The sequence below is a fragment of the Aequorivita sp. H23M31 genome (assembly GCF_004022485.1).
Taxonomy (GTDB): Bacteria; Bacteroidota; Bacteroidia; order Flavobacteriales; family Flavobacteriaceae; genus Aequorivita; species Aequorivita ciconiae.
In genome coordinates this window covers 2,859,049-2,880,108 of sequence record NZ_CP034951.1, presented here as the reverse complement: position 1 = coordinate 2,880,108, position 21,060 = coordinate 2,859,049, and the positions used below count along the sequence as shown (strand labels likewise).

The 21,060-nt window shown below is 38.4% G+C and carries 17 protein-coding genes and 1 tRNA gene; 8 read left to right on the top strand and 10 right to left on the bottom strand.

What is annotated here, in order from left to right; all coding sequences use genetic code 11:
* Positions 1-9: 9 nt before the first annotated feature.
* Complete coding sequence (locus tag EI546_RS12700; protein ID WP_128250890.1) at positions 10-2,625, bottom strand: zinc metalloprotease; 2,616 nt, start codon at positions 2,623-2,625, stop codon at positions 10-12.
* Positions 2,626-3,209: 584 nt separating this feature from the next.
* Between EI546_RS12700 and EI546_RS12695 the strand changes: the two genes are divergently transcribed.
* Entirely contained in the window at positions 3,210-4,346 is a 1,137-nt protein-coding gene (locus EI546_RS12695; RefSeq protein ID WP_205649737.1) for an ATP-binding protein, read from the top strand.
* Positions 4,347-4,638: 292 nt separating this feature from the next.
* Here EI546_RS12695 and EI546_RS12690 read toward each other — a convergent pair whose 3' ends face one another.
* From EI546_RS12690 to EI546_RS12680, 3 genes are all read right to left on the bottom strand, one after another.
* The gene (locus tag EI546_RS12690) at positions 4,639-5,349 is read right to left on the bottom strand and encodes a T9SS type A sorting domain-containing protein (protein WP_128250888.1); all 711 of its coding nucleotides are present in this window, start codon (positions 5,347-5,349) and stop codon (positions 4,639-4,641) included.
* Between the two features lie 142 nt (positions 5,350-5,491).
* Positions 5,492-6,178, bottom strand: coding sequence for a S8 family serine peptidase (locus tag EI546_RS12685; RefSeq protein WP_128250887.1), 687 nt, complete (start codon positions 6,176-6,178; stop codon positions 5,492-5,494).
* A 505-nt stretch (positions 6,179-6,683) separates the two neighbouring features.
* Positions 6,684-8,066 carry a T9SS type A sorting domain-containing protein gene (locus tag EI546_RS12680; RefSeq protein ID WP_128250886.1) on the bottom strand — a complete coding sequence of 461 codons (1,383 nt, stop codon included), beginning with the start codon at positions 8,064-8,066 and terminating at the stop codon, positions 6,684-6,686.
* A gap of 179 nt (positions 8,067-8,245) precedes the next feature.
* Here EI546_RS12680 and pyrH point away from each other — a divergent pair, with 179 nt between their 5' ends.
* The 7 genes from pyrH (at position 8,246) to EI546_RS12645 (ending at position 17,327) form a co-directional block, all read left to right on the top strand.
* On the top strand, positions 8,246-8,953 hold the full coding sequence (pyrH, locus tag EI546_RS12675) for a UMP kinase (protein WP_128250885.1): 708 nt from the start codon (positions 8,246-8,248) through the stop codon (positions 8,951-8,953).
* Positions 8,954-9,173: 220 nt separating this feature from the next.
* Positions 9,174-9,728, top strand: a complete 555-nt coding sequence (frr, locus tag EI546_RS12670) for a ribosome recycling factor (protein ID WP_128250884.1) — start codon at positions 9,174-9,176, stop codon at positions 9,726-9,728.
* Positions 9,729-9,816: 88 nt separating this feature from the next.
* Complete coding sequence (locus EI546_RS12665; protein ID WP_128250883.1) at positions 9,817-11,082, top strand: DUF5686 family protein; 1,266 nt, start codon at positions 9,817-9,819, stop codon at positions 11,080-11,082.
* A 98-nt stretch (positions 11,083-11,180) separates the two neighbouring features.
* Positions 11,181-13,577, top strand: coding sequence for an efflux RND transporter permease subunit (locus EI546_RS12660; protein WP_128250882.1), 2,397 nt, complete (start codon positions 11,181-11,183; stop codon positions 13,575-13,577).
* A gap of 128 nt (positions 13,578-13,705) precedes the next feature.
* Entirely contained in the window at positions 13,706-15,148 is a 1,443-nt protein-coding gene (gene asnS / locus EI546_RS12655; RefSeq protein ID WP_128250881.1) for an asparagine--tRNA ligase, read from the top strand.
* A 110-nt stretch (positions 15,149-15,258) separates the two neighbouring features.
* Positions 15,259-16,722 carry an RNA polymerase factor sigma-54 gene (rpoN, locus tag EI546_RS12650; protein WP_128250880.1) on the top strand — a complete coding sequence of 488 codons (1,464 nt, stop codon included), beginning with the start codon at positions 15,259-15,261 and terminating at the stop codon, positions 16,720-16,722.
* Positions 16,722-17,327 (top strand): hypothetical protein, encoded by a 606-nt coding sequence (locus EI546_RS12645; protein ID WP_128250879.1) that lies wholly within the window; start codon positions 16,722-16,724, stop codon positions 17,325-17,327. The genes rpoN and EI546_RS12645 overlap by 1 nt, the downstream gene beginning before the upstream one ends.
* Here EI546_RS12645 and EI546_RS12640 read toward each other — a convergent pair.
* The 6 genes from EI546_RS12640 to EI546_RS12615 all read right to left on the bottom strand — a co-directional run bounded on the left by EI546_RS12640 (position 17,322) and on the right by EI546_RS12615 (position 21,032).
* On the bottom strand, positions 17,322-18,020 hold the full coding sequence (locus tag EI546_RS12640) for a porin family protein (RefSeq protein WP_128250878.1): 699 nt from the start codon (positions 18,018-18,020) through the stop codon (positions 17,322-17,324). The genes EI546_RS12645 and EI546_RS12640 overlap by 6 nt on opposite strands.
* Before the next feature lie 115 nt (positions 18,021-18,135).
* A complete protein-coding gene (locus EI546_RS12635) occupies positions 18,136-18,609 on the bottom strand; it encodes an ExbD/TolR family protein (RefSeq protein WP_128250877.1) in 474 nt (157 codons plus the stop codon).
* A 10-nt stretch (positions 18,610-18,619) separates the two neighbouring features.
* The gene (locus tag EI546_RS12630; protein ID WP_128250876.1) at positions 18,620-19,261 is read right to left on the bottom strand and encodes an ExbD/TolR family protein; all 642 of its coding nucleotides are present in this window, start codon (positions 19,259-19,261) and stop codon (positions 18,620-18,622) included.
* A gap of 2 nt (positions 19,262-19,263) precedes the next feature.
* On the bottom strand, positions 19,264-19,686 hold the full coding sequence (locus EI546_RS12625) for a hypothetical protein (RefSeq protein WP_128250875.1): 423 nt from the start codon (positions 19,684-19,686) through the stop codon (positions 19,264-19,266).
* 12 nt (positions 19,687-19,698) lie between these two features.
* The gene (locus EI546_RS12620; RefSeq protein ID WP_128250874.1) at positions 19,699-20,508 is read right to left on the bottom strand and encodes a MotA/TolQ/ExbB proton channel family protein; all 810 of its coding nucleotides are present in this window, start codon (positions 20,506-20,508) and stop codon (positions 19,699-19,701) included.
* Positions 20,509-20,944: 436 nt separating this feature from the next.
* Positions 20,945-21,032: transfer RNA gene (locus tag EI546_RS12615), tRNA-Ser, on the bottom strand.
* Between the last annotated feature and the right edge of the window lie 28 nt (positions 21,033-21,060).

Genomic DNA, 21,060 nt, shown 5'->3' with positions numbered 1-21,060 from the left:
TTTTATAATTTACTGTTTTATCAAGTTTTTTATGTCTTGCACTTCTCCATCGCACACTAGGAAAACAGAATATAATCCCATTGAATGGTTTGTTATATCAATCCCAATTTCATCCAAAGAGGTATTGAGAATAAAGTTGTCCGTTACAGCCGTGGCTTGGTTCACTATTGAAATATAAGCCGAATTTACTTCTTGTGCCATATATTTGATAGTAAACATAGAACTCACTGGGTTGGGCGTTAAACTTATAATCCTAAAAGGCTTAACTGTTATTGTCACCGCATCGTAGTCCTTAAGACCATCAAGGTCTGAAATTATTTCCAGTTGGTACTGTTTCGTCATATCTGGAGAAACTGTCAAATATTGCCCACTATGTAATAGAATGCCATCGGGTCCATACCAATTATAGAGAGCACTTTCGTAAATATCGGATGCTTGGAGGACGATGCTATCATTTCTATCTATTTCCTTACTGGCCCCTGCGTTTGCATAAAAACCAACTCTTGGCTGTTTTCTTATCTCAAAGGTAGCACCCCCAATAATCTCATTGGTAATTTTGTCCTTTTGAATTATATGGTAAAGATAGTTTTGTTTGTCGGTCAACTCTTTGGTCAAAAAATTAAAACTAACGTAAGCCGTAGCATATTCGTCGGGTGCCAAATCAACATCCTCAAGAAGAAGATTATTTCCTGTTGCAATAATTCTTTTCTCATTCGCCGTACGGCCGTAATTAATGCCACTTTCGCCCCCTTTTTCCCATCCATTGAATAAAATACTATCCATTTCTATCCCGATTTCGGCCTCTTGATAAATAGGTTTTCCAGATTCTCTTTCATCCCCCACTAATTCTAAACTAAAAGATCTCCTACTGCTCGATGGATTGCTTATGGCTATTGCACCGCCTACAGCAAGGGTGTTGGGATTTACAGTGATAACTGTGGTGTTTTTCCAAGCAATATTATTGTTGTTTTTCACATTAAGAGCAATATTCAACCCTTCGGGAAGGGTCATAGGATCATCATTCGATTCAATCCGGGCCAGAAGACTAAAACTCCAAGGATTGGGATTGATGCCAACATAATCCTGGGGATTCGGCACTTCCCATTCAAACATAATAGTAGCATTTCCTCCCGGAGCTATGGGGGGAATAGTTTTACTTCCAAGTAAATCGCTCATTATTATGTGCGGAGGTGTAATAACTGGCCCCCCTTCCCAATATTCAGGCCATTTTAATAACGTATTGCCTTTGGCCCAATAAACCTTTAATTGATCATTGCCAGAGGAGGTACTGCATCCTTTATTGCTAACCCTCACATATACATAATTTTTGCCCGAGGTCTTATATACAGGATTTTGGTGCTGTTGATTTAGTATCCCATCATTTTGTTTCCTGACCCAAATATCTTGACTGTCCCAAAAAATTTCTGTATGAATATTAGGTTCTTGACCTATGTCAGTATCCATATCTCGAACATATAGATCTACCACTTTATGTGATGTTACAGGATTAAAAACCAACGAATCATTTGCAGTAATAGCTTCATGGACACGAATAGCTTGACCCGTAGTAAAGAAGCGACCACAAGTAGAATTTGAATATGCCATAATATTCCTATAATCGGACGTAGTTACACTATAGGGTGTACCCCCGCAATCCTTAAAAAATGGTGAGTTAGGATTGTTGATTCTGCTATCCGGTAGATATTTGCAATTTGGAACATCGCTATAGGCATCTATAAGTGCGGGATTATATCTTAAAAAATTTATTTCTGTTATCGTAAAACCATAATCAGCAAGAGCCTGTGCAATGGCTGAAGCATTAGGAAGTTCGTGGAAACCATTCTCCCTAAATGACATAGTTCTTCCCGCCCCCCAAGTACTTACTATACCGGCGTCAAGAACTGCATATGCGAAATGATTATTTTGCTCTCTTTGAAAATTCGGAACTGCATTGGTATCAATAACCCTATCCCCTTTATCTGATGCATTATATGATGGGTCGTGGACATTACGGGTCACTCTCTCACAATTTGCTGGATCAGGTCTTTCGTTACTATTGCCAAAAGTATGGATTAGGTTAAAACAATGGCCTATTTCATGGGAAAACGTTCTGCTATTTCCTCCAACTACCGCAGAAATTATGGCTACAGTTGTTTGGTTATAACCCGATTGTCCTGACCCTTGTGACAAAGAATGTGGGGCAAAAACATTAAATGCATTGTTAATAAAACGTCCTTTTGATTTTGCATAAGATCTAATTACGCCCAAACTGGAGCCGGTGTGATGCATCGTAGAGTTTATAGTATCCATCCCCACCAAATTAAAACAAATATTCATTGGTGCAAAATGATGGTTTAGCGAGTCTACACCCCGTTTCACTTTTTCGAGAGTAATTGGATAGCCTGGTTGGGTATAAGTGCCATCATTCTTATTTATTCTCCAAAAGAAAATATTAAATGTCCTGGAAGGGAAATTATTTAAATATCCAATATCTATTGATTTGCTGTAAATATTGGGGGGATCTGGAATGGCAGGAGAGGAAGTTGCGCAAAAATCATCGCTCTGGGAAAAACTATACGCGCTGATTAAGGAAAAAAAAACAGTAAAAATCCAAAGGTGTGGCATTTTTAACCCGCACAATAGATTTCTGTCTTCTGAAACAACGGTAATGGAGACAGCGGGTGGTGGCTTGTGGGCTTGTGGGCTTGTGGGCTTCTGGGCTTGTGGGCTTGTGGGCTTGTGGGCTTGTGGGCTTGTGGGCTTGTGGGCTTGTGGGCTTGTGGTTTCATAATTGGATATTTTTGAGGTTAATATATTGTTAAAGCTATAAAAAAAAATGAATTAAACAAAATAAAATGGTTTTTTTATCTTAATTCTTTTTAGTTGTTAGGACAATCTATCCCATTTTAAGAAGAAAATATAAATGCGCCCGATTGATTTTCGGAGCCCCAAAAAGATTTGCCAATTTCTTAAACAAATGAAAACGAGAAGGTTGTCAGGAAGAATTCAGAAAGGTATTTTTTTGCCCCAACCTAATTAAAAGTTATGCAATAAGTTACGGCCGGGTTAGACTGTTAAATCTATACAACACTTTAAGAATTCGTTGTTTTGAAAAAACATTTTGTATATTTGTTTTTTACAAACAACACAATGGGTTTATTATGGAGCGACTGCTTAAAATTTCAAAAAGACGATCGGAGTCGGTTTCTATGGAATTTCAGAGATACTTATCCACTGAAATTGATTGGGAGCAACGGCTGATCATTATTAGAGGTTCACGCGGAACGGGAAAGACAACGTTATTGCTTCAACAAATGCGTAAAACAAAGGATCAATCAGTCTATTTGAGCCTTGATGATTTTTATTTTGAAACAAATCGCTTTTTGCTTTTGGCGGAATCGCTTTATGGAAAAGGCTTTAAAAAAATTTTTCTCGATGAGGTCCATCAATATGAACATTGGTCGAAAGACCTAAAAAACCTGATTGATAATTATCCCGATCTTCAAATTATTGCAACAGGGTCTTCCATTTTGAAAATAGACCGAGGCCAAGCCGATCTGTCAAGACGGTCTAGCCTACACTATCTTTCTGGACTTTCCTTTCGCGAATTTTTGGCACTGGAAAATCAGGAATATTTTCCCATCTATCCGCTATCCGAAATCCTGGAAAACCATCTTGAAATAAGTCCACAAATCAACGATAGGATTAACATCTTGGATGCTTTCCAAAAGTATCTGAATTACGGATATTATCCATTTTTTTTAAACCAGAAAAAGGATTACCATCAAAAACTTCAACAAGTAATCCAATTAATTACCGAGATCGATATTCCCTCTGTGGAAAACATCAATTACACTACTGTACGAAGCATTCGAAAACTGCTGTACGTAATTAGCCAATCGGTGCCATTTACGCCAAATATCCAAAGTCTTTCAGAAAAGATTGGTGTCTCAAGAAATGCTATCCTCCGTGTTCTCGATCTATTAAACCGGGGAGGAGTCTTGAATCTATTGCGCAGTGGTAATCAGGGCGGTAGTTTTCTTCAGAAACCAGAAAAAATCTACTTGCAAAACCCAAATCTCAATTTCACCTTCGCAGCTAGCCAACCCAATAAGGGCACTCTAAGGGAAACTTTCTTTTTAAACCAATTGCAGACCAAACATCAAGTTACGTCGTCAAGATTTGGAGATTTTATGGTTGACAACCAATTTACTTTTGAAATAGGAGGAGCTACCAAGACCGGCAAGCAGATTCAAGGAGTTCCTTTGGCCTATATTGCTGCAGACGACATTGAAAATGGGGTAGGGAACAGAATCCCGCTATGGCTTTTCGGCTTCTTATATTGAATATAAAAAAGCATTGCCGATACGTAAAATCGTATGGCGATGTTGAGGTTGTTGGCTTTAAGAGAGGTTCTTTGACGTAGTAAAAATGACTTAGGACTATAGGACCCGCCACGGGGTCCAGACTTAGGACATAGGGAAAAAGAATATTAGATTAGATATACTTTATTATGCCGAAACAGTCCTACGTCTTATGTCCTTTCGTCCTATGTCAGATTTGAACTGACTATTAAAATTGAAAGAGGCTGATACTATTTTCAGTCTCTTTTTTTTATGGGAAAAATACTGAAGCTGGTTACTCTTTGATAAACTTTACAATTTCTACCGTTCCGTTTCTATCAAAAAGTTTGAGAAAATAAATTCCGCTGGATAAATCTGAAACATTGATAGCAATCTGTTTTCCAGAAAATGAGGTTTGACCATTTAAAAGCCTGCCTTCCCAATTGAAGATTTGGATTTTTAAAACATCCAAATCCTTACTTGAAATTACAAACAATTTATCCTGTGACGGATTCGGATACACTGAAAAATTAGCTTGGGTATAATTTCCAATAGCCAAAGGAAAATTCCCATAGAAAGCTTTATCTCCATCAGGATTGGTTACCTCCAGTAGTTTGTCAGAACCATTAATAGTCATTACGTATGAAATAGGATTTTTCCCTATTAAATCGTAAGTAACGTAAATAGAGAAATGTCTATCCGTAAAATTCAATACTTCTTGGTCTCCACAGGTGGGGCCGAAAGCAAATACGTCTTCTATAGAAAATAGGTTCTCACCACTATATGTTATAACTCCAGTAAAACCAAATTGGCAATAATTATTACCTGCAGAAAATTGGTCAATGGTAAAAAACACCAATCCCTCCGCTTGGGAATTAGGAGGCAAATACTCTATATCATCAATTACCAGATTTTGCAAGTACCAATCATTTTCAAACAGTTGAGGGTCTTGGGCAAAGGAAATTGCGCCAAGGTGGAATACAAGTATGTATAGTATAGTTTTCATTATTTTAGATTTAGAGGGATTATTGTTTAGCTAGATTTTTAGAGGCAACAATTTCGCCGTCACAGACCAATGCTACGCGAGGCAATTTCAGCATAGGCTACCTCATCAGTTGAATTGAACGTACAGCTGAACCAAATACAATTTATAACCTTGACTCCAGGAATTTGTGAAACTCCCAAACCCTCGCTGCATTGCCATAATTATCCGCAGTAACCATTTTTGTGTTATAACCAATACTGGCCATGCCTCTGCCGTTATTTGTTTTGGCCGCAACCATACTGGCAAATCCGGTCCCGTGGTAAATTGAGCTATTCCCATCATTCAAATCCATCACAATCTGTCCTTGAAGGTCTTCGTGGCTTAAATCAAACTTGGTATCAACAACTCCCACAAGTATATTGGGATCGCCTTTGGTAATGGTCCATGCTAAAGGTGCTTTTATGAGCTCCATAGCTGTATTTGGCAAATTTTCATCGAGCATTTCGATATAATCGTTCGGATACGTGCTCCCCAACATAGGTTTTTCCAACATTATAATGTCTTTAACCTCGCTTCGAAGCATAAAATCCGTAAAAGCTTCATTCTCCTCTAATATTAATAGGTAAGTTCGTCGTAAAAGATCAGAAACGGCTCCTGGAAAGGCCTTGTCGAAATGATAGAGTTGTTTCGCATTTAAAAAATTGGAAAATGCACTATTATTTGAGGTAATTGTGATGGCACCATCATTCTTGGTAGTCTTTTGTATAGTTCCCAAATCATTGCCAGGTTTTATTTCTACATAATATTCCTGTTTATTTTGGGCTGTTAGGAAAACGGAGATAAAGACCATACCGACGCAAATACAGGCCTGGAGAATCTTGTGGTCTGGTGGGCTGGTGGGCTGGTGGGCTAGTGGGCTGGTGGGCTAGTGGGCTGGTGGGCTGGTGGGCTGGTGGGCTGGTGGGCTGGTGGGCTGGTGGGCTGGTGGGCTGGTGGGCTGGTGGGCTGGTGGGCTGGTGGGCTGGTGGGCTGGTGGGCTGGTGGTTTCATAAGTTCAACATTTTCGAAGTTAATATATTGTTAAAACTATGTAAAAAGAATGAGTAAAACAAAATAAATTGACTTTTTTATCTTAATTGTTTTGTTAGGACAATCTATCCCATTTTAAGAAGAAATATAAAATGTGACCGATTGCGCAAACTGTTGATCTAAAACAATGGTTGACAAATATGCTATAAAAAACGTTTTTGTGCATTTGTTTTTTACAAACAACAGAAATGAAATAAGACTATTGAATAACAAAAGGAGACTGAATATTAATTTTCAGCCTCCTTTTTATGAAAAAACAACTATAATTATTCCTTTACGATTTTCTGAACGGTTCTTTTTCTTTCGGAAGTAATTTCAGCAAAATACACTCCCGCTTTCAGGCTGTTCAAGTCCAATTGAAGGTTTGTAGCTTTTGAAAAAGTTTCCAAAACATTTCTTCCCAAAAGATCATAGACAACCACTTTTTCAATCTGGGTAGAACCTTCAACATTCAGCAATCCTGTAGTTGGGTTGGGATAAATTGAAAATTCGGATGCAAGGGCTTCTATTCCCAAATTCGTATTGACGCCAAAAATCGTTTGATAGGTACTTCCTCCAAAAGTAACCGTAACAGTATGTACGCCGTCCATGGAACTATTGTCAATAGGGAAATTCCATTGTGCCCACGCCGCAAAATAATCTGGCCATTCCGAAACAAAATTGTAATCATAAAGCACGCTTCCATCCGGTTTTTTTACATTGATGTGTGTGATATCCCCATTCTGGAGGTCCCGATAAAATATTCGAAAACGAACCAAATCTCCTGGCATAAAATTGAGCTCTTCATAGGTGACTTCTACTATTCCGCAGTCGGTATCATAATTATCCGTATTATGAGTTGACAGTGTCAATACCTCTGGCACAAAATACGCTGGCTGATCTATCCACCAACTTTCAGCATTTAAGGTATTACACGGTCCTTCATAAGGATCGATCCTATTGTTTCCGGAATCATAAACTTCAAAATGTAAGTGTGGAATATCGCTACTTCCCGAACTACCTGCGCGTCCAAGAAATTCTCCCGCAGCCACCGAATCTCCCACTCCCTTAGACGTGAGTGACCCCGATTTAAAATGCCAGTAATAGGTTTTCGAACCATCGGAATGTTCCAAAATAATCCCATTCCAATTATTGTTCCCATTGTTTTCGCAATTACGGTCAAAATTACCATCTCTCTTTGTTACAATTACTCCGGCAGCGGCCGCAACAATCTCCATTACATTCTCTTCCATCTTTTTCCAGGGATAGGGCCAAACTACATAGTCGGTCCCCCTATGATTATAATTGGAAAGATCGTACGTTCTCGCACCGCAGTTGTAATCCAATAACTGTCCGTTGTAAGCAGGATTATGATCTACCTGATTAAATAGCGAATAGTATCCATAATCTCCAAATCCATCCTTCGGACGAAAAGGCAAAACAAACAAGGGATGGCCACCTGTGCGATTTTGGAAGGCTTGCGGATTAGATTGTAAAATTGCCTGTTTATTAGTTTCAATTTCTTTCAGAATATCCAATCGTTCTTCTTCGCTTATACATTCGGTTTTAGGAATCGACATAGGATGAAAAGAAACTGGTTGAGGGTTAAATTTCTGCGCGATCATACATGAGGATGCACCCAGCAATAAATAAAGTAAAGACGTTTTCATAGAAATTAATTTTAAGGTTAAAAATCAAACATTACTACTTTAACGAACAGTTCGCAAAAGGTCATCATTGGAAGCAGAAAATGCACTTTACTGGATGACTTCCTACGAAATACTACTTTTTTGAATAACTTCCACTGCATCAAAATTTTTCTCTATTTTTGCCACAGCAAATCCAAAATATGCAATACAAAAGAATTCTTTTAAAACTATCGGGCGAAGCTTTAATGGGTAATCAGCAGTATGGTATTGATCCTCTTCGGCTTAAGGATTACGCTACGGAAATTAAACAAATTGTTGATAAAGGGGTGCAAGTTGCCATCGTAATTGGTGGCGGAAACATTTTCAGAGGTTTAGCCGGCGCTAGTAGCGGTATGGATCGTGTTCAGGGGGATAATATGGGTATGCTTGCCACAATTATAAACGGTTTGGCACTACAAAGCGCACTGGAAAATGAAGAGATACCCACACGGCTACAAACTGCTATAAACATTAATGAGGTTGCCGAGCCCTTCATACGTCGAAAAGCAATTCGGCACTTGGAAAAAGGACGGGTTGTTATTTTTGGAGGAGGAACGGGAAATCCTTATTTTACAACAGATTCCGCCGCGGTATTAAGAGCTATTGAGATAAGTGCGGATGTTATTTTGAAGGGAACCCGTGTTGATGGTATTTATACAAGCGATCCAGAAAAAGATAAACTTGCCACTAAATTCGATTTTATTAGTTTTGAGGATGTTCTTCAAAAAGGACTTAAGGTAATGGATACAACTGCCTTTACATTAAGTCAAGAAAATGAACTGCCAATAATAGTTTTTGACATGAACACGAAAGGCAATCTTTTAAAAGTGGTTTGTGGCGAAAATATTGGAACGAAAGTGAATTTGTAAAAAGAATTGCCACGAACCTGCCTGCCGGACGGGCAGGTGCACAAATAATTTTATTTACGATTAATATGTAGAATTATCTAATTAATAGATTTTGATAAATTAATTCACTAACAGTCGGTAGATTACACAGGTTGAATTTTATATCTAAAACCTTAACCAAAACCAGGTATTAACATTCGTGCATTCGTGGCTGAAAGAAACCAAAATTAATTTAAACGTTATGGAAGACGAAATAGATTTTATAATTGACAGTACGCGCGAAGCGATGAAGAATGCGCTTAAACATTTGGAAAAGCAATTTGCAAACATCCGTGCAGGCAAGGCCTCTCCTGCAATGGTTGGTAGTGTAATGGTCGATTATTACGGCAATCCAACTCCATTGAGCCAAGTAGCAAACGTCAGTACCCCGGACGGGATGACAATCAGCATCCAACCTTGGGAAAAAGCAATGATCTCTGAAATTGAACGGGGAATCCACCTTGCAAACTTAGGTTTCAATCCTATGAACAACGGAGAAAGTGTTATTATAAATGTTCCACCTTTGACAGAGGAACGTCGAAAAGATTTGGCCAAACAGTCTAAAGCGGCTGCCGAAGAAGCAAAAATTGGAGTCCGTAATGACCGTAAAAATGCCAACAACGAGCTAAAAAACTTGGAAATATCTGAAGATCTAAAAAAGAGCTTGGAAGAAGATATTCAGAAAATGACCGATGAACATATCAAGAAAATCGACGGTATTTTGGCAGTTAAAGAAAAAGAGATAATGACGGTCTAATAATTTAGGTTCGTTAAACTAATTAAAATACAGCGGCTTAGATGCCGCTTTATTTTTACTTTTAATTCCATTTTATTCACGTACCCTTATGGCAAAAATCCTCCTTCTTGTCTTCCTATTTGTTGGGTTTTTGGCCTATTCCCAAATCCCGGCAATACAGACAAAAAAGGATACTGTCTCCACCATAAAGGAAGAAAAAGCGCATCCGCTATCTACAGGTTACTTCCCAATTGGCTTTTTTGATATCGACCTAAAGACTTTGGTGAAATATAATCACCACGAGGGAGTCCGTTTAGGAGTGGGAGGCCTAACAAATGACAGGCTATTTGAAAAATATAAGTTTGGAGGCTATATAGCCTATGGATTTATTGATGCGGAAACGAAGTACAGCCTTAGTGCCAGTGCCCGAATTAATAAAGAAAAATTAACTTGGGTAAAAATGGCCTATACCAACGATATCAAAGAGATAGGCGCATTCGACTTTTTAACCGATGCAAGAGTATACTCTCTTTTTGAACCGAGATCGATAAATATTATACAGTTTTATAAATATGAAGAATGGTATGGTAATCTATCCAGTCAATTGTCGTCCAAACTGCTTTCGGAATTTCGTATTTCACATAGCCGAATTGAAAATATCGAAAATTATTACTTTATAGATGATGATAAGCTTTATGATAAATATAGACTTTCTGAAGCCTCCATTTCCTTTAGGTACAGTCCCAAAACAGCGTTTTTCACTAATGAAGATGGCACCAAGGAATATTTTGATGGTCTTCCCAAAATAAGTGCACAAATTACCCAAGGGATAAAAGGTATTGCCAAGGGCGATTTCACTTATACAAAATTCGGAATTAAGCTTGATTATTATATTAAACGCAAAAACCTTACCTCCACCAGTTTTATCTTGGAAGGTTTGCTTGCTACCGGAGACGTGCCATTGACACATCTATTCCATTCATATCCCAACCAACCCAACAAATTAGTCTGGACCGGTCGTTTTTCCGTAGCTGGGGTCCAAAGTTTTGAAACAATGTATTTTGGGGAGTTCTTTTCGGATAAATTGGCAATGATCCAGATAAAACACAATTTGCGACGTTTTAAATTTACGGAAAAGTGGAAGCCGGAACTAGCCATTACAACTCGTCATGCAATTGGTACTATGAGCAACCCTCAACAACATTTCGGAATTCCTTTTGACACCTTGGATCATCTTTACAATGAATCGGGATTGGAACTCAACAAAATTATTTTGGGATTCGGATTGAGTTTTGCATACCGCTATGGCTATTTCAATCTGCCAGGATTTGAAAGAAACATGTCCTTCAAATTTACTTTCAATCTTAAATTATAATTCGGCACTAGGAACATCTCTTCGTATAAATTCCCTTCTTTAATAAATCTTCTCCTTATCTAGAATCCGTAACTTTGCCGGGTCTAAAAAATATTACTTTGAGCAAACTTTTTAGTTTTGGTTTTTGGAATGTCGTCGCACGATTTATTTTGCGGAACCGCACGGGGATTCTGGTAGTTATCGCCATAATCACAGTATTACTTGCTTTGCAATGGAAGAATATGCGTTTCACTTATACAGAAGCTAATCTGTTGCCGGACGATCATCCCGTAAATCTTGAATACGATGAGTTTCTAAAACATTTTGGCGAAGAGGGAAACCTCATTGTCATGGGCGTAATGGACTCTACCATTTTCACACCCAAAAAATTTCAAGCTTGGGAACAATTATCAAAAGATATTGGGAAGTTCGACGAAGTAGAATTTACTCTCTCTGTAGGAAACCTCAAAACACTTCAAAAGAGAACGGATACAACAAGTTTCCAGTTGGTACCATTTATAAAAGATTCCATATTTACAAATGCGAGCCTAGAAGAATATAAGGATCACCTCTTTAACAGACTTCCTTTTTACGACGGACTTATTTATAGCCCTGATAAAAAATCCATTCGCTCTGCGGTTTATCTAAAAAAGGATATTGTAAACACTTCCCAAAGAAAAGATTTTGTAATTGATGACCTCATTCCATTGATCCAAAAATTTGAAAAGGAAACTGGAGTTAAGGTCCACACTTCGGGCATGCCTTATATACGAACCCTGAATTCACAAAATATTATTGATGAAATAGGCTTATTTATCGGGGGAGCACTGTTGGTGACTTCCTTGATATTCTTTTTCTTTTTTAGATCCTGGCGCGCCACTTTTATTTCAATGTGCACGGTAATGATAGGTGTAATGTGGGCCTTCGGGTTTTTAGGACTCATGCATTATGAAATTACTGTACTTACGGCCCTTATTCCTCCTTTAATAATCGTAATTGGAATTCCCAATTGTGTCTTTCTTATTAACAAATACCAACAAGAAATCCAGTTGCACGGTAATCAGGCCAAATCGCTACAAAGGGTTATTACGAAGGTGGGAAATGCAACTTTAATGACTAACCTTACCACAGCCTGCGGTTTCGCCACTTTCATCTTGATCAAAAGTGAATTATTGCGGGAATTTGGTATTGTAGCTTCCATAAACATAGTTGCCATCTTTTTGCTAAGCCTGCTTATCATTCCAATCATCTACAGCTATATGGCTGTGCCAAAATATAAGCACCTAAAACACCTCAATAAAAATTGGATCAACAAGTTTGTAAAATGGATTGAGCGTATGGTAAGAGACCGCCGCATGACTATCTATATTACGGCAGTAACCTTGCTTTGTGTAAGTATCATTGGGATTTACAACATCAAAATTTCCGGGAGCCTTATCGAGGACATGCCCAAAAACACAGATTTTTTTAAGGACATCCGTTTTTTCGAAAAGGAATATGAAGGGATTATGCCACTTGAAATAATGGTTGATACCAAGAAGAAGAAAGGTGTTATGAACCTTTCCACTCTAAAGCGGATGGATGAGCTTCAAGAACATATTAGTGAAATTCCCGAGTTTGCCAATCCTATTTCTGTGGTAAATCTCGTGAAGTACTCTAAACAAGCTTATTATAACGGTAATCCAGAGTATTTTCAACTCCCTAACAATCAAGAAAAGAATTTCATCCTTTCTTACGCCAAGAATAGCAATACCGAAACCAACCTATTGCAAAGTTATGTAGATACGACAGGTCAGTTTGCACGCATTACAACGTTTATGAAGGACACTGATCCTGATAGGTTTAAGCGAATTGAAGAAGACCTCAATAAGGAAATTGAAAAGGTTCTACCACCGGATCGCTATAATGTTTCAGTCACGGGAAAGGCTTTAGTTTTCCAGAAAGGCACGCATTATTTGGTCAACAATCTAATTCTCTCGCTCTCTTTAGCTATTTTATTGATTGCTACCATTATGGCGTGGATGTTCCGCAGTTTTAAAATGATTGTCATTTCTCTTATTCCAAACCTTTTACCTTTAATTATTACTGCTGGAGTTATGGGCTATGTTGGGGTCCCTATTAAACCTTCAACCATCTTGGTCTTTAGTATTGCCTTCGGAATTTCGGTGGACGATACCATTCACTTCTTGGCAAAATATAGACAGGAATTGGTAGCAAACCATTGGAAAATAAAGAAATCGGTTTTTGCAGCTCTACGCGAAAGTGCTATTAGCATGTTTTACACATCCATTGTACTGTTCTTTGGATTTTCGGTATTTACAATCTCGAGTTTTGGAGGTACCGTCGCTCTGGGAGCGTTGGTTTCCATTACCCTCCTTTTCGCAATGCTTGCCAATTTGCTACTGCTTCCTACACTATTGCTCTCATTGGAAAGAAGTATAGCCAATAAAGAAACTATGAGGAAACCAGCATTGGAAATCCTAACGAATGTTGAAGAGGATGATGAGAATAATTGAACTTCCAATTAAACTGATTTCAAATTTTCTCTCTTAAAGTTTATAAGAAATTACCGTTTCGAATCGAGAGCTTTTCACTTTTTTTGAATTTTTTTTAAAAGTATCTTTACACCCTCAAAATATTACGAATGTTAAGTAGAACCATAGACCAGTTGTTAAAAACCGAGCCCACTCATCACCAAGTAAAAGTGCGAGGCTGGGTGCGCTCCTTTAGAAGCAATAGATTTATCGCATTAAGTGATGGGTCTACAATCAAAACCTTGCAATGTGTAGTGGATTTTGAAAATTTTGATGATGAACTCCTTAGAAAAGTTTCTATTGGAGCCGCTGTGGAGGTCGTGGGAATGCTGGTTGAAAGTCAGGGGCAGGGACAAACCGTAGAGGTACAGGTTTCAAAGCTGACCGTTTTGGGAGAAGCTCACCCAGATGATGTTAAGCTGACAATTCTTTCTCCAAAAAGACACTCTCTTGAGACCCTTCGGGAACAGGCGCATTTACGTATCCGTACGAACACCTTTGGAGCCGTGATGCGCACACGTTCAAAACTGGCGTTTGCCATCAACGAATACTTCCATAAAAATGGATTTTTCTATATGCACTCTCCTATTATTACAGGAAGTGATGCTGAGGGTGCGGGTGAAATGTTTCGCGTTTCCGCCCTTGACCTCAAAAACATTCCTTTAGATGAAAACGGAAATGTAAACTATAAAGAGGATTTCTTCGGAAAAGAAACAAATCTTACCGTGAGTGGCCAATTGGAAGCAGAATCATATGCTATGGCACTCGGGAAAGTATATACTTTTGGTCCAACTTTTAGGGCCGAAAACTCAAATACCAGTAGGCACTTGGCGGAATTTTGGATGATTGAACCAGAGGTTGCCTTTAATGACTTAGATGCCAATATGGATTTGGCGGAGGATTTTATAAAATACGTTATAAAATTCGCCTTGGACAATTGTGACGACGATTTGGAGTTTCTAGAGAACCGTTTAATTGAAGAAGAAAAGAACAAACCCCAAGATCAGCGTAGTGAAATGAAACTTCGGGACAAACTTCGTTTTGTGTTGGAAAACAATTTCAAACGGGTAAGCTATACTGAAGCGATTGATATATTAAAAAATTCCGCTCCAAATAAGAAGAAAAAATTCAAATATATTATTGAAGAATGGGGTGCAGATCTGCAAAGTGAGCACGAGCGGTATTTAGTGGAAAAGCACTTTAAATCGCCAGTAATCCTTTTTGATTATCCAGCGACAATTAAGGCTTTTTATATGCGTCTAAATGACGATGGAAAAACCGTGCGCGCTATGGACGTGCTTTTTCCTGGAATAGGAGAAATTGTGGGTGGATCGCAGAGAGAAGAAAGATACGATGTACTTCTGGAAAAGATGCGCGCAATGAATATTGACGAAAAAGAGTTATATTGGTACTTAGATCTGCGAAAGTTTGGAACAGCCGTGCACAGTGGCTTCGGACTAGGTTTCGAGCGCTTAGTACAGTTTACAACGGGGATGGGGAACATTCGAGATGTTATCCCTTATCCAAGAACTCCCGGCAATGCCGATTTCTAATATTAAGCTTTCCTAAAGAAGAAAATAACTTTGATAGATGATAGTAAAAATAAGAACTTATCGTAGAAAGCAGTCGGATTAATTATCTTTATTGAAGTATCGATTATACTATGTTAAAACAGCAGTTAAATTTAAAACTCTCACAAAAATTATCTCCCCAACAAATCCAGTTGATGAAGATGATTCAACTTCCCTTGCAGGCTTTTGAACAACGGATTTCACAGGAAATGCAAGAAAATCCTGCTCTTGAAGGTGGGAAAGAGGAAGGTGAGGATTTTGGGAATGAATTTGACAATGATAGTTATGAAGAAGATTATGATGATGGCACTGAAGTAATCGAAACGGACATTAACGTAGATGACTATCTAAGTGATGACGAAATTCCAAGTTATAAACTTTCGGCGAACAACTATAGTGCAGATGATGAGGACCGTCAAATACCTTACGCTGCAGGAACTTCCTTTAACCAATATTTATTACAACAGCTCAATACCTACCGACTGGACGAGGATGAGGTGGAAATAGCCAAATTTCTTGTGGGCAGCGTAGATGAGAGTGGCTATATAAGAAGAGAGATCGAGGATATTGTTGATGATCTAGCTTTTACCCAAAATGTTTATACTTCAGAAGATAAAGTTGAAAAAGTACTGAAAATTGTTCAGGAATTGGATCCACCTGGCGTTGCCGCCCGCGACCTTCAAGAATGTTTGCTACTTCAATTAGAGCGAAAAGAACCTACTCCGTCAGTTACCTTGGCCATAGAAATTATGGAAACCGCTTTCGAACAATTCAGCAAAAAACATTATAAAAAACTTATCCAAAAATTTAATATTACAGAAGACCAACTCCGGGAAGCAATTCGCGAAATAGAAGGATTGAATCCAAAGCCGGGTGGAACTTATTCTGGCAATACTAGAATTGTTGAACACGTGATTCCCGATTTTGCCATCAAGATAATTGATGGCGAATTGGACCTAACCCTCAATGGGCGAAATGCGCCTGAACTCCATATTTCGCACGATTATACGAATATGCTGAAAGGCTACAAGGAGGCAAAGGATAAATCGAAGGAACAGAAAGAGGCGATAATGTTTATTAAACAAAAACTCGATGCGGCAAAATGGTTTATCGATGCCATAAAACAGCGGCAACAGACCTTGTTTGTAACAATGAACACCATTATGAATCACCAAAAGGAATATTTTTTAAGCGGTGATGAACGCAAACTAAAACCAATGATCCTAAAAGACATTGCAGACAAAATCAATATGGATGTCTCAACTGTCTCCCGTGTCGCAAACAGCAAGTACGTGGATACGCCTTATGGTACAAAACTGATAAAAGAATTTTTCAGCGAATCCATGAAAAATGAAATGGGTGAGGATGTTTCCACTCGGGAAATCAAAAAGATTCTTGAAATGACCATTGCGGAAGAGGATAAACGGAAACCCCTTACCGACGATAAACTTGCTAAGATTTTATTGGAAAAAGGATATCCAATAGCACGAAGAACCATCGCAAAATATAGGGAACAATTAGATGTTCCCGTGGCCAGGCTCAGAAAGGAAATCTGATGAAGTTATTTCTAAAACTCGGTTCAATCCTTTTTCATCCTTTACTAATTCCCATCATGGGAACGGCCATTTACTTCTATATAACCCCAAGATTTGTAGAGCAGGAAATGGTAATTACCAATCTTTTTGCACTTACTATTATTTCGGTAATAATACCAATAGTAGTGTTTTTTTTACTTCGCAGTCTGGGATTTGTAGAATCAATTTATTTAAAAGATGTAAAGGAACGCAAGTTTCCGTTAATGATCCAATGCGTTCTATTATTGCTTATCATCAAAATGGTCTTCAATCCCTATGATAGTCCAGAGCTGTACTTTTTCTTTATAGGAATCCTATTTTCCGCCTTTTCGGCCCTTATTATGGTATTGTTTAAGGTAAAGGTTAGTTTACATCAAATAGGTGTAGCTGGGATTCTGATGTTTTTGATCGGGCTTAGCGCGCATTTTAAAATAAACCTATTACCTGCCATAAGCTTCTTTTTTTTCGTAAATGGATGGGTCGCTTCCTCAAGATTGCAAGCGGATGCGCATACCTATCCGGAACTGAGCGTGGGATTGTTGCTGGGTGCGCTGCCCCAGTTTGTTTTATTTAATATGTGGCTATAGAATATAAAATATCAGCCCCACTTTTAGCGCCCTTAAGTCAATATTTTCTCCTTCTACCAAATAAGCATCTTTGAAGAATGGATTAAGACTATATGAGACAAAAAAGTTAAAGGTGCTATATCCAAAACTTAACGTAGCTGATAAACGTACAGGATTAAATTCAGGAATTTTGGTCTGGTTTACACCGTTTCCAGGTTGTCTAAAAGTGGCTTTGTACCAATAGGCATATCCAATTCTCGCACCGGCATAAATTCTCCAAAATTTATAATCTGTAGGTGTGGAAGTTCGCCATCTAAACTCAAAAGGCATTTCGACCATAGCCATTCCAAGACGGTTCTGGTCGTAGTTTACGCTCCCATCAAGAATTCTAAAGATCGATTCTCCATTAGAATCCTCTCCTATAAACAAATTTTGTCCAAACTGGTCGTATGCCAAACCGAAACCAACCGCTATTGCCAGATCGCGCTTTTTGTTAATAGGCATATCTCTTAGAAATCCACCGTGAACACCCCCTGTAAGACCTCTAGAATTTATTCCCGGAGGGGTATTCATAAGAAGATTATAGGTAACCCCAAAATAGAATTGATCATCTCGATACTTTAGATCGCCTTGGACATCATCGGTCAAAGTCCCAGAATCTTCTTGGGAAAACCCAATGAAAGGGAGTAAAAATAGAATCCAGAAATATCGCATTTTTTTGAAGCTGTCTGAATGTTAAAGATAGCGGTATTTTAAGAAATTAGAAATAAAAAAAGCGCCTTGTCCGTAAGTATTAAAGACAAGGCGCTCTTTTAAAAACTTAAATAGGTTATTGGTTTACCTCATTACCTGGAGTGGTAATATAGATAATCTTCAACATATTAAGATCACGTAATTGTTGTTTTATATCGGTAACCATACCTGTATTGGTCTTCTCATCAACTTTTAAGGCAACCATTACTTTGTCCTGTAACTCAGGTAATAATTTCTGACGAGCCTCGGTCAATGCAAATTTTAGGTTGCTTAGGTCCGTATATTTATCTCCGATTTGAATTTTTGGTTCAGATCCGTATTTCTCCTGATATCTTGCACTGGGCTTTCCCGCATAGATATAAACCGATCTATCTTTTTTCAATTTCTCGACCTGATCTGCCTTTGGCAAATTATTCTGGACCAACAAATTATCATCCCGCAATACTGTTACCACCATAAAAAAGAACAGTAGCATAAATACAATATCCGGAAGGGAAGCTGTAGAAATCGGAGGTAATCCGCCGTCTTTTTTCTTTGTAAACTTAGCCATTTATAAATATTTAAGATCCAGATTTTTTAGGTTCAGCCTCGGATAATTTCTGAGGAAATAATTTTTGAATAACCTCGAGTTTATCCTGCAAGGCATCTTTGTTTCCTTTGAAATTTCCTTCGTCAAGCGCCTTGGTCATTTCAGTAAACTTCCAGCCGTATAGTCTCTGCGATTCCCTATCTCTAAGATAGTTGTATGCAGCAACCAATTCATTTTGAACGGCAATATACATTTTGTATGAAGTAAGCCTATCATTCTGAACAGAGATAACCGCTTTATCTGGATTATCTGATGATTTCGCGCTGTGTTTATTCGGATTGTCAGGCATCCCTCCCTTACAATAATCGCAATATTCTGGAGAACCTTGAGGTGCCCCGCCATTGTCTAGAAAATTAATGGCAGCTTTTCGAAGGTCTTTAAGCTCCATAAGGTTCTCGTCAACCAAAAGCTGATCCTGTCTGTTTACGTTAACGATAAACAAGTTTTTTTCCTTAATTTTCGGAGGGTTTACAATTTCTTCTATTGGCGGCAATTGTCTCGCAATACCTTTGTCCTTCTCAATGGTAGTAGTTACCAAAAAAAAGATAAGCAACAGGAATGCGATGTCTGCCATAGACCCTGCGTTAACTTCAGGTGTTCCTCTTCTAGCCATAATTATCTGGTTATTTTCTTAAATCCGCTAAAGATCATAGATGCTATGGCCAAAACTGCCATTATATAGAATACATATAAACCTGTATCCACCCATTTAGAACCGCTCGCAGAAAGCGAAATATCGCGTGTTTGCATCGGAGTTCCATCTGCCAACAGATAGGAAATTAAAACAATCAACAGAAATGCTCCTACTGAAATTAAAGTGTTCTTAATGTTTCCTGAGAATATTCCCTTAATAACGAAATAGAGAACAAACAAAACAGTTATAGCAAATGTAATGTAAGCTACATATAGGAATCCGTTAAGACCGTAACCTGTAGCCGCTACCTCTTCGTCACCTTTCGCGATGATCATTGCAAGAAAAATAATTCCTGCAACACTAAGAAGCATTGCTACTATTTTTAATATTTTATGTAATGCCATCTTGTGGTGTGTTTAGAGTTTATTTTTGGTTTTGTAATCGAACAACATATCGATCAAAGTAATTGAAGCATCCTCCATACTATTTACTATACTATCAATCTTTGCAATAATGTAGTTGTAGAACACTTGAAGGATAATAGCCACGATCAAACCAAATACAGTTGTCAACAGTGCCACTTTAATACCTCCAGCTACCAATGATGGGTTCATATCTCCTGCAGCCTGAATTTTATCGAAGGCAATAATCATACCGATTACCGTACCCATAAACCCAAGCATTGGAGCCAAGGCGATAAACAGCGAAATCCAGGAAACGTTCTTTTCCAATTGGCCCATCTGCACCCCTCCGTAAGCAACAATTGCTTTTTCAGCAACGTCAACCCCTTCGTGGGCACGATCCAGTCCTTGGTAATAGATAGATGCTACAGGACCTTTTGTGTTCCTGCACACTTCCTTTGCAGCTTCAATACCGCCACTGTTAAGTGCATCTTCAACTCTTTGTGCCAATTTCTGAGTATTGGTTGTTGAAAGGTTTAGGTATATAATTCTTTCAATAGCAATCGCCAAACCAAGAATCAAACACAATAGTACGATTCCCATAAATCCAGGACCACCCTCGACAAATCGCTCTTTTAACTCTTGATGAAAACCTTTGTTGTCATCAGTTGCTGGAGCTGGTTCGTCCTGTATAAAGGTAACAGTAGCTGCTGTGAGCAAAACTTGTGAGCTTGTTGGCATTGTTTGCGCCGTTGCGGCATTTGCGTTGAACGAGCCTGCAAATACCATTGCGGCCACCGCCATAATAGAGAATAATTTTTTCATTGCTATCGACTTAAAGTTTGATTTTTAGTTAAGGGTTTAAAGATATAAAATAATTTAGTTAAACTACAAGAATATTAATCCACACTGCATCAAGCAGTACATCAACTTTCGAAAAATAAAATCTGAAATCGAAATCTGAATTTCTTCTAGGGTGCGATATAAACGCTTAAAAATAAAATTTGTTGCCAAAAAAAAACAATCTTATTCAATGCTTATGTCAAAATCCTAATCCAATTTCAACAAGAACCAAAAACCACTAAGACCCCAGCACGAAGTAAATATTCACGGTCGTGCCGCCAATCCAGATATCCCTAAAGAGTTTCCACGTTATATTGCTGGAGCAGTCACCAGCAATTTTACGCCCTTATCTTAAGGTTGGGCTGGAAGTATATCCGCCAGTCCGCTGTAATATTTCCATTATACAAAAATGTATTAGCAGAGAGGAAGGGATTCGAACCCTCGATACGCTTTTGGCGTATACACACTTTCCAGGCGTGCGCCTTCGACCACTCGGCCACCTCTCTATTAATTTCACCCTTGCAAATACTCGGG